Origin of the sequence: Marinobacter algicola DG893 (assembly GCF_000170835.1) — a bacterium.
Taxonomy (GTDB): Bacteria; Pseudomonadota; Gammaproteobacteria; order Pseudomonadales; family Oleiphilaceae; genus Marinobacter; species Marinobacter algicola.
In genome coordinates, this window is sequence record NZ_ABCP01000038.1 from 23,690 (window position 1) to 32,912 (window position 9,223).

Genomic DNA, 9,223 nt, shown 5'->3' on the forward strand with positions numbered 1-9,223 from the left:
GGCCCCACAAAAGGTTCACAGATGGTGAAGCACCAAAGCCCCGCCTCCGTGCGGGGCTTTTTCGCGGCCGTTTTCACAGAGCCGGGAACACATTACATACCCAGGTACGCCTCACGCACCTTCTCGTTGCTGAGCAGTTCCTGGCCGGTTCCCTCAATCACCACCTTTCCGGTCTCCAATACATAGCCACGGTCGGCCAGTGCCAATGCCTGAGACGCATTTTGTTCAACCAGGAAAATGGTAATGCCCTCCTCCTTGAGCTCTTTAACGATGTTGAAAATCTCTTCGATGATCAACGGTGCAAGGCCCATGCTGGGCTCGTCGAGAAGCAGCAGTCTTGGCTTGGCCATCAGTGCCCGCCCCATGGCAAGCATCTGTTGTTGGCCACCGGAAAGCTCACCAGCCAGGTTATGGCGTTTCTGGCGAAGGATGGGGAACTTGGTGTACATGCGCTCCAGGTCGTCCATTATCTCGGGGGTTTTTCCACGGGTATAGGCTCCCAGAAGAAGGTTGTCATGGACACTGAGGTCCTTGAAAACCTGCCGGCCCTCAGGCACCTGCACGATGCCATCAGCCACCCGCTGGTCCGCTGCGATCTTCGCTAGGTCCTTGCCTTCAAAGGAAACTGCGCCCCGATCAGTAGGCTGCAGCCCGGAGATCGTCATCAGGAGGGTTGATTTGCCGGCACCATTGGCACCGACAAGCGATACAATCTCACCACTATTGATGTGGATATCCACATCATGCAGCACTTCGATCTGGCCATAAGATGTTACCAGCCCTCGGATAGACAGCATCTCCTGACTGGCCTGCTCACTGCTTGGCTGGGCAGGCGCCATTTCAGTGTGTTGCTCGCTCATGTGAAATGTCTCCTTGCTCAGCCACCCAGATAGGCGGCAATAACGTCCGGGTTCTGACGGACTTCTTCGGGGGCACCCTCGGCCAGAACGCGACCATAGTTCAGCACCAGCAACCGGTCGGATATCCCCATCACCAGTTTCATATCGTGCTCAACCAACATCACGGTTATGCCCTGGTCAGCAATTTTCCGGATCAACGCCTCCAGCGCCGAGGTTTCCGTGGCATTCAGGCCCGCCGCCGGCTCATCCAGAAGTATGACCTTTGGTTCGGCTGCCAGGGCCCGTGCAATTTCGAGCCGCTTGAGCGCGCCGTAGGACATGGCGGAGGCTTCCGTATCCAGATATTCACCGCAACCAACGTATTCCATAAGATCGGCGGCGCGTTTACGGGCGTCAGTCTCATTGCGACGCAGAGACGGCAACCGGAACAACGTGGTAAACAAGCTACTCCTGAGCTGAAGATGCCGACCCAGCATCACGTTCTCGATGGCGGTCATATTCATGCAGATCTGCATCTGCTGAAAGGTCCGGCACATGCCCCGTTCCGCAAGCTGGTTCGGTTCAAGCTTCGCGGTGCTTTCACCGTTGAGCAGGATCTCACCTTTTGTGGGGGTGTAGAGGCCGGTGATCATATTGAACAGCGTGGTCTTGCCGGCGCCGTTCGGACCAATGACAGAATAGACCTGCCCGGCTTCTACGGCGAAACTGACCCCTTCAACCGCATGCACACCACCAAAGGCCTTATCCAACCCTTTCACTTCAACCAGAGCTGTCATGCCTCACCTCCCGCTTTCTTGCGCATTCTTTTGGAAACAGCAGCGGTCAGGGTCGGAAGTAGCCCCTTGGGCATAAAAATCATGGTCAGCATCAGGATCAGGCCGAACATGACGGTTTCGAGCTCCTGGAAGTCCGCCAGAACCTGGGGCAACAGTTTCAACACCACGGCGCCCAGAATCACGCCGAATGTGGAGCCCATACCGCCAAGGACGACCATGGTGATAAAGAGAATAGAAAATTCGAAGCTGGCTACGGCCGGAGTGATAAAGCCCTGGAAGTGAGCGTAAAGCCCTCCCATCACACTTGCATAGATGGCGGAAATCACAAACACAAGGCTTTTGTACTTTGCTGTATCGACTCCCACCACACTGGCAGCCACTTCCGAGCCGTGCACGGAGCGCAAGGCTCTTCCGATAGGTGATTCAATGAGATTCAGGGCAAACCAGACTGCCGCCAGAAGAACCACGCTGGCCAGGATATACCACGCCTGAACACCAGAAATCTCGATACCAAACAACGAATATCGACCAAACGTACTTAGCTCCCAGCCGAACAGATCCAGGGCAGGAACCGGCATTCCGTCCGGGCCGCCGGTAATGGCACGTTCGTTGTTCAGAATGATGGCTATAATGAAGCCCACTGCGAGAGTTGCCATAGACAGGTAATGCCCTTTCAGGCGCAGGATCGGGCGCCCGACCAGCCAGGCAATAGTGCCGACTACGACAGCCCCTACCACCAGCGCGGGCAATGAAGACCAGCCGTAAGTCCCGGTCGCAATACCCGTGAAGTAAGCACCCAGGCCAAAAAACCCGGCATGACCGAGACTGATCTGGCCGGCAAAGCCCACCAACAGGTTCAGGCCGACAACCGTAGCAGCGATAATGGCCATCTGGATGACAAGTTCATAGTGAAACGGGTTGCCCAGAAAAGCCGGAAGAATAATCAGGATCAGTGCGAGGATTACCAGACCCCGCAGGCGCGACTGCATAAACCGGTTCAACATCAGACGCGCTCCACTACTTTGGCACCGAACAATCCTCTGGGCATAAAGAAAAGCACCAGCAGAATCATGGAAAACGCTACGGCGTCCTTGTAGTCAGACGAGATGTAACCGGCCGCCATGGCTTCAACAATACCGAGCGCAAGGCCACCAACAACTGCACCGACACCGCTGCCGAGACCGCCGATAGCCGCAGCAACAAAGCCTTTCAGGCCGAGAATGATGCCAATGTCATAGGACGTGAAGGTAATCGGGGCAACCACAATGCCAGCCACCGAGCCCAGCAGCGCAGACACCATAAACGCCAGCATGAGCACCATCTGGGTACGGATCCCCACCAGGCGCGCCGCCTCCTTGTTCATGGATGTCGCAAGAATCGCTTTACCGATCAGGGTCTTGGTAAAAAACAGCACCAGGGCCACCACCATGACCGCGCCAATACCAAGAACCCACAGGCTTTGGCTGTTCAGCACTGCGCCAAAGACCTGGATAGGCTGGTCCGTACTGAAATTCTGCATCACGTGGTACTCCTTGCCCCAGACAACCTGAGCAATGCCCCGGATGAAAATGGATGCACCGATGGTGATGATAATCAGAGTTACTACATCGGCCTGTTTGGCCGGTGCGATGGCGAAGCGCTGAAGGGCAATACCCAGCACACCTGCCAGAATGACCGCCAGCACAACTGCAATCACCATGGGCACTCCCATGGCTGTCAGGGAAACGGTCGCCATACCACCAATCATCAAAAACTCGCCCTGGGCAAAATTGATGACGTGGCTGGCGTTATAAATCAGGGTAAAACCGAGGGCTATCAGGGCGTAAGTCGCACCGATAGTAATCCCGGTGAACAGGTACTGTAAGAATTCTGCGAGCATAGCGGTGGTTCCGGTCGAACATCAGCTGGCGACCCGTCCAAAAGGACAGCCGCCAGCCGCGAGACAGGTGAAAAGGGAGTTCAGTCGATCAGTTTCCATTCGCCGTTCTGGACTTCCAAAATGCGGAAGGAGTCGGCATCAAGGCCATTGTGGTCGTCCGGCGACATGTTGAACTCACCGGTCACCCCGACATAACCCTGAATATTTTCCAGAGCACCGCGCACCGCCTCAGGATCGGTAGAGCCTGCCTTTTCAATGGCACGAACGGCCAGCATCAGCCCGTCATAGGCGTAGGCGCCAAAAGTTGAAACCTTGGAGTCCCAACGAGCCTCATATTCAGCCTTGTAGTTCTGAACCACTTCTTTCTGGGGGTCTTCTTGCGGCAATGAGTCCGGAACCAACAGAGGAGACGCCGGCAGGCGAAGACCTTCGGCTGACGAACCCGCCAGCTCAAGGAAGCTGTCAGACGCGACACCGTGAGATTGATAGAACGGAAGCTCCATGCCCAACTGGACATAGTTTCGGGTGACGATAGCGGGCCCCTGACCAAAACCAAAGTTGAGGACGGCTTCCACGCCTTTCGTGTTACGAATATTAGTCAGCTGTGCGGTCATATCCGTATCAGATCCGCTGTAGGTGACATCTGCCACCACATCCATACCCATCTGCTCTGCCACTTCCAGAGTCTGGGTGCGGCCGGAACTACCAAAACCACCTGTGCCGGAAATGAGACCAATCTTGGTAATTCCACGGTCTTTCATATCCGCCAGGATACGTTCTGCCGCCATGCGGTCAGACTGAGGGGTTTTGAATACCCACTTCTTCACAGGCGTGGTAATAACAACCGCACCTGCCAGAGAGATAAAGGGAACCTGTGCCTGTTCAATCAGCGGGACCGCAGCCATGGTGGCGCCGGTGGTACTGCCGCCCACAATGATATCCACTCGATCCGAACGGATCAGACGGCTGGCAAAGTTGCGGGCAGAGGAAGCATTGCCAACGTCGTCGTAGTGGATCAGTTCCAGTTGACGCCCGAGGACACCGCCTTCTTCATTGATTTTTTCGACGTACATCTCGAGCGTTTTCAGCTCGGGGTCGCCAAGGAAGGATGCCGGCCCTGTGACTGACAGGAACGACCCGATTTTGATTGGCTCAGCTGCCTGCGCACTCATCATGAGGCATGCAGCAGCAACCACTGCGCATTGTCCTGCGCGGCGCATCATTGTTTTAAGCATTGTTCTTGTTCTCCCGAATTGTGCAGGGGCTTGAGTGTATTTTTATTTCTTCGCTCTCGATATAATTCGATACCACATGCGAATATTTAATGAACTTATTGTATCATAATGCCAGTGTCAACTGATTTTACGGAGTCTCACCATGCCCACTGAGCCAAAGTCGACGCATATAAAATGCGCCAGCAGCGCATCCAGAGAGACAAACCTTTACCTGACACGCAAGACCCGCATAATACGTCCAACGTGTTTCATTGATTCTATTTTGCGAACCTAAGTCCATGACTGCGAAAAGCCAGCTCGAACTACTTGTCAGCAACTTCCAGAAGAAGCGGCCACTGCGCGCCGGCTCTCTTATCAGCACAATCTACGGCGACGCCATCGTTCCTCGCGGAGGCAACGTCTGGCTTGGCAGCCTGATGAAACTGGTGGAACCCATGGGCATCAGCCAACGGCTGGTTCGAACCTCGGTTTATCGCCTGGTCCAGGAGTCCTGGCTGCAAACGGAGAAAGTCGGGCGCTGCAGTTACTACAGCCTGACAGGCCCCGGGCTGCGCCGATTCGAGCAGGCGTTTCAACACGTCTACAACCTGGAAACAGAGGAATGGAGCGGGAGCTGGTGTCTCGTGTATCTGAACCAGCTATCTCCAGAGCTTCGCCAGAAAGTTCGGGACGAACTGAAGTGGCTCAGCTTTGGCAGCATGGCACCCGGCCTGATGGAGCACCCCAGGTTCACCCGCAGCGAGCTGGTGCCGATGCTTCAGGAGTGGGGCGCCCTGGAGGACACCATCGTCATGCAGACGGTGCCAATGGAGCAAAAGAGCCCGAGAGCGCTGAGACTGCAAGTTCGTGAAAGCTGGAACCTGGAGGAACTCGGCGGTCGGTATCGGCGCTTCCTGAGTCAGTTTCGCCCACTTTGGCGCGAACTGCAGTCCGATGACACCCTCAGCCCCGAGGAATGCCTGACCGTCCGCATTCTGCTCATACACGAATACCGAAAAATTCTGCTTCGGGATCCCATCCTGCCCGATGAACTGCTACCGGGTGATTGGGAAGGCCGCAGCGCCAAGCAACTCTGCCGAAACCTGTATCGCCAGATCTATGTCCGGGCAGAACAGTGGCTGGACGAAACTCTGGAAAACGCTTCCGGCCCTCTGCCGGGGCCCGGGGAGAAGTTTTATCGGCGTTTCGGTGGCCTGAGAGATGTCGCCAGCAAGACCGATTTCACAACGGAACGAGAAATGTCATAGGCACTACCGGCAATGCAGTCACATAGCAATGTCACGTGACAACAGCCACCTAACGCCACTCCCCGAGTTCAGTCCTGCAAACGCAGGGCTAAACTCAGAACCCGAATAGAATACTCCTCTACCCAAATACCGTTACCGTCTGCCGACTCAGCGCCACGAGCTCTCCGCTCGCGGTCCAGATGCCGGCCTGGGTATGGCCGTATCCCGCTTCAGCCTTATCAATCTTCGCCTTGTACAATAACCAGTCCCCAGGCTCCAGAACTGGCCTGGGATGCATGATGTCAAGAGCCCAGCTTAAGGAGCTCGTTTTCACCCGCTGCTTCACATACGGCAAAACGGCGGGCGGCCACGCGTCAACAAGCGCCACAATGTGGGCATCTGAAAACGTTTCTGGCGTTTGACGGAACTGCATCCAGCCGCCAAGCTCTCGACCACCTTTGCCACTAAACGGAAGATTGCCAAACGCCCAGCGCATCTCAATATGCTGAATGAACTCCGGCGTAACACCTTCAATGAAATCCAGGCCGTGGCACTGCTCCACCGGCTTCGCCTCAGGCGCTGGTGCAGCATCGACCGAAACGTCAGACTCCCGATCGCTTCCAAAACTCGCCAGCGCCACCAACTTCGACTCTCCGCCCTGGACAATGCGGCCCAAAACCTGACTGACGGCCTTACCTTCCCGCAGAATTTCAGCCTCGACTGTCGCCGGCTCATCCGGTGTTACTGGCCCCACAAAGGACACCTGCATTGAACGCATGGGGCGGCCGGGGGCGACAACACTGGCCATTCGGTCAAATACCAGGGCTGCAACCACCCCACCAAAAGAGGCACGTCCTTGGCCCCAGCTTGAAGGGACAACCAGATCTTTACCGTTGGCCCCACTCTTCATCAACTCATCAAAATTCATGCGCCCGCCTCGTTAGCATCCTATTCGAAACAACCCGGAGATTGCCGAAGATCTACCCGCAACGCAACCGTCATCGCCGGCAACTACCTACTGCACTACCAGCATTAGCCGTGTTAAAGACACGACAAACCAGTTATAATCCCCGCCATAACACGCATTGCAATGCAATGCCCTACCCTCCGAATTCTGAGTAAATTAATGTCTGAATTGTCTTTTGCCGACCTCGGCCTGGATCCAGCTGTCCTCGAAGCAGTTGCCGCCGTTGGCTATGAAAAGCCTTCTCCCATACAGGCCCAGACGATCCCTGCGCTGTTGGCTGGTAAGCACTTACTGGGTGTCGCCCAGACAGGTACCGGTAAAACCGCCGCCTTTGCGCTGCCGTTACTGAGCCGGATAGACGCGTCTGTGATGGCGCCGCAGATCCTCGTTCTGGCACCCACGCGGGAACTGGCCATCCAGGTGGCCGAGGCGTTCACCACCTATGCCAGCAAGTTCCGCAACTTTCACGTCCTGCCTATCTATGGCGGCCAGGACTTTTTCCCTCAGATCAAGGGCCTGCGCCGCGGCGCCCAGGTGATCGTGGGCACCCCTGGCCGAATGCTGGACCACCTCCGCAAGGGCACGCTTAAACTGGACAGCCTCAAGGCTCTGGTACTGGACGAAGCCGACGAAATGCTGCGCATGGGCTTCATCGACGACGTGGAAGCGATCCTGGCAAAGACCCCGGACAACTGCCAACGCGCGCTGTTCTCCGCGACCATGCCGCCGCAGATCAAGAAGGTCGCCCAGACCTATCTGCGCGACGCTACGGAAGTGAAAATCGAAAGCGAGACCCGCACGGTTGAGCGCATTTCCCAGTTTGTTCTGCCGGTCTATGCCGAACGCAAACTGGATGCCCTGACCCGCATCCTGGAAGTGGAACCGGTAGACGGAACCATCATCTTCGTTCGCACCAAGGCGGAAACCACACTACTGGCGGAAAAACTGTCGGCACGTGGCCATGCGGTAGCGCCACTGAATGGCGACCTGAACCAGCGCCAACGCGAGCAGACAGTGGAAGATCTCAAGCGCGGCAAGAAAGACATCATCGTGGCAACCGACGTTGCGGCCCGCGGCCTTGATGTCCCCCGCATCACTCACGTCATCAACTACGACGTGCCTTACGACACCGAAGCCTACATTCACCGGGTTGGCCGCACCGGCCGTGCCGGTCGTGAAGGCAAGGCGATTCTGCTGGTCACGCCTCGGGAGCGAAGCTGGTTGCGCACGCTTGAGCGCGCCACCAACTCGCCAATGGAATCCTATGAACTGCCCTCGCCCAATGCTCTGAAGAAGATGCGGGAAGAGCAGTTTGAATCACAGCTCCTGGGTTTTGCTGAAGATGGAAAGCTGGGCAAAGCCATGGCGTTGCTCGATGAAATTGCCGAACGCAACGACATGGACATTGCCATGGTTGCCGGTGCGCTGGCTTGCTATCTGGAGGCATCCCAGCCGGGCTCACTGCCCCTGGAACAGCCGGAAGCGCTGCCGGTGGTTTCTGCCACCGCACCGCCACGTCGTGACCGCAAAGGTGGCCGTCCGGGCGGTAAGCCAGGATTCAAACCCGGCTTCAAGAAGGGCCCCAAGGGTCGCGGCGGCCCAGGCCCGAAGGGCAAGCCTCCCGGCAAGGGTGGCAAGCCGTCAGGTAAGCGCCCACCCCGCCAGGGCTGATCTGCTGACTTAGGCGCTCAAGGCTGACTTGGGCGCTGGTAGACGACGAAGCTGTAGTCGTAAGGGTTGTTATCGGACGCGGAGAAATCCTCCCGTCCGAGCTCTTCCCACTCTTCCCAGTTCACTTCCGGAAAAAAGGCATCCCCGTCGACCTCGGCGTGTACCTGGGTGATATAAATCCGATCTACCATCGGCAATACTTCGGCGTAGATCTGGCCACCACCGATGATCATCACTTCGTCCCCGCCTTCAATTTCGGCCTGAGCTTCGGCTTTGACCAATGCGTCTTCCAACGATTCTGCCGCCACCGTTCCAGCGGGCGCTTCCCATTCCGGGTTCCGTGAAATCACCACGTTCATCCGTCCGGGTAACGGCCTGCCGATGGAGTCCCAGGTTTTCCGACCCATGATGATGGGCTTTCCCATGGTGGCCTGTTTGAAGTACCTGAGGTCGCCTGGCAAATACCACGGTAGCTTATTGTTTCGGCCGATGACCCGGTTGCGGGACATGGCTACTATCAGGGCTTTTCTCACCGGTTTTTCCTTTTCGTTCGGAGTTCTCGTTCTGTTGCCTCAGGTTTAGGGGGCTGTGTAAGGGCGGAGATGAGCG

Annotated in this window: 9 protein-coding genes; 2 read left to right on the forward strand and 7 right to left on the reverse strand. The window is 56.6% G+C overall.

Annotation, left to right across the window (positions count from 1 at the left end):
- Positions 1 to 92: 92 nt before the first annotated feature.
- The 5 genes from MDG893_RS16820 to MDG893_RS16840 form a co-directional block, all read right to left on the reverse strand.
- A complete protein-coding gene (locus tag MDG893_RS16820; RefSeq protein WP_040474720.1) occupies positions 93 to 797 on the reverse strand; it encodes an ABC transporter ATP-binding protein in 705 nt (234 codons plus the stop codon).
- An 80-nt stretch (positions 798 to 877) separates the two neighbouring features.
- Positions 878 to 1,636 (reverse strand): ABC transporter ATP-binding protein, encoded by a 759-nt coding sequence (locus MDG893_RS16825; RefSeq protein WP_007155023.1) that lies wholly within the window; start codon positions 1,634 to 1,636, stop codon positions 878 to 880.
- Positions 1,633 to 2,640: a branched-chain amino acid ABC transporter permease gene (locus tag MDG893_RS16830; protein ID WP_007155024.1), complete on the reverse strand. Its 1,008-nt coding sequence runs from the start codon at positions 2,638 to 2,640 to the stop codon at positions 1,633 to 1,635. The genes MDG893_RS16825 and MDG893_RS16830 overlap by 4 nt, the downstream gene beginning before the upstream one ends.
- The gene (locus tag MDG893_RS16835; RefSeq protein ID WP_007155025.1) at positions 2,640 to 3,515 is read right to left on the reverse strand and encodes a branched-chain amino acid ABC transporter permease; all 876 of its coding nucleotides are present in this window, start codon (positions 3,513 to 3,515) and stop codon (positions 2,640 to 2,642) included. The genes MDG893_RS16830 and MDG893_RS16835 overlap by 1 nt, the downstream gene beginning before the upstream one ends.
- A gap of 80 nt (positions 3,516 to 3,595) precedes the next feature.
- Entirely contained in the window at positions 3,596 to 4,750 is a 1,155-nt protein-coding gene (locus MDG893_RS16840; protein WP_040474718.1) for an ABC transporter substrate-binding protein, read from the reverse strand.
- Positions 4,751 to 5,028: 278 nt separating this feature from the next.
- Between MDG893_RS16840 and paaX the strand changes: the two genes are divergently transcribed.
- Positions 5,029 to 5,997 (forward strand): phenylacetic acid degradation operon negative regulatory protein PaaX, encoded by a 969-nt coding sequence (paaX, locus tag MDG893_RS16845; RefSeq protein WP_007155027.1) that lies wholly within the window; start codon positions 5,029 to 5,031, stop codon positions 5,995 to 5,997.
- A 118-nt stretch (positions 5,998 to 6,115) separates the two neighbouring features.
- Here the strand turns inward: paaX and MDG893_RS16850 are convergent, their stop codons facing one another.
- Positions 6,116 to 6,904, reverse strand: a complete 789-nt coding sequence (locus MDG893_RS16850) for an acyl-CoA thioesterase (RefSeq protein ID WP_007155028.1) — start codon at positions 6,902 to 6,904, stop codon at positions 6,116 to 6,118.
- A 198-nt stretch (positions 6,905 to 7,102) separates the two neighbouring features.
- Between MDG893_RS16850 and MDG893_RS16855 the strand changes: the two genes are divergently transcribed.
- Entirely contained in the window at positions 7,103 to 8,614 is a 1,512-nt protein-coding gene (locus MDG893_RS16855; protein WP_007155029.1) for a DEAD/DEAH box helicase, read from the forward strand.
- A 17-nt stretch (positions 8,615 to 8,631) separates the two neighbouring features.
- Here MDG893_RS16855 and MDG893_RS16860 read toward each other — a convergent pair whose 3' ends face one another.
- Entirely contained in the window at positions 8,632 to 9,123 is a 492-nt protein-coding gene (locus MDG893_RS16860) for a dihydrofolate reductase (RefSeq protein WP_007155030.1), read from the reverse strand.
- Between the last annotated feature and the right edge of the window lie 100 nt (positions 9,124 to 9,223).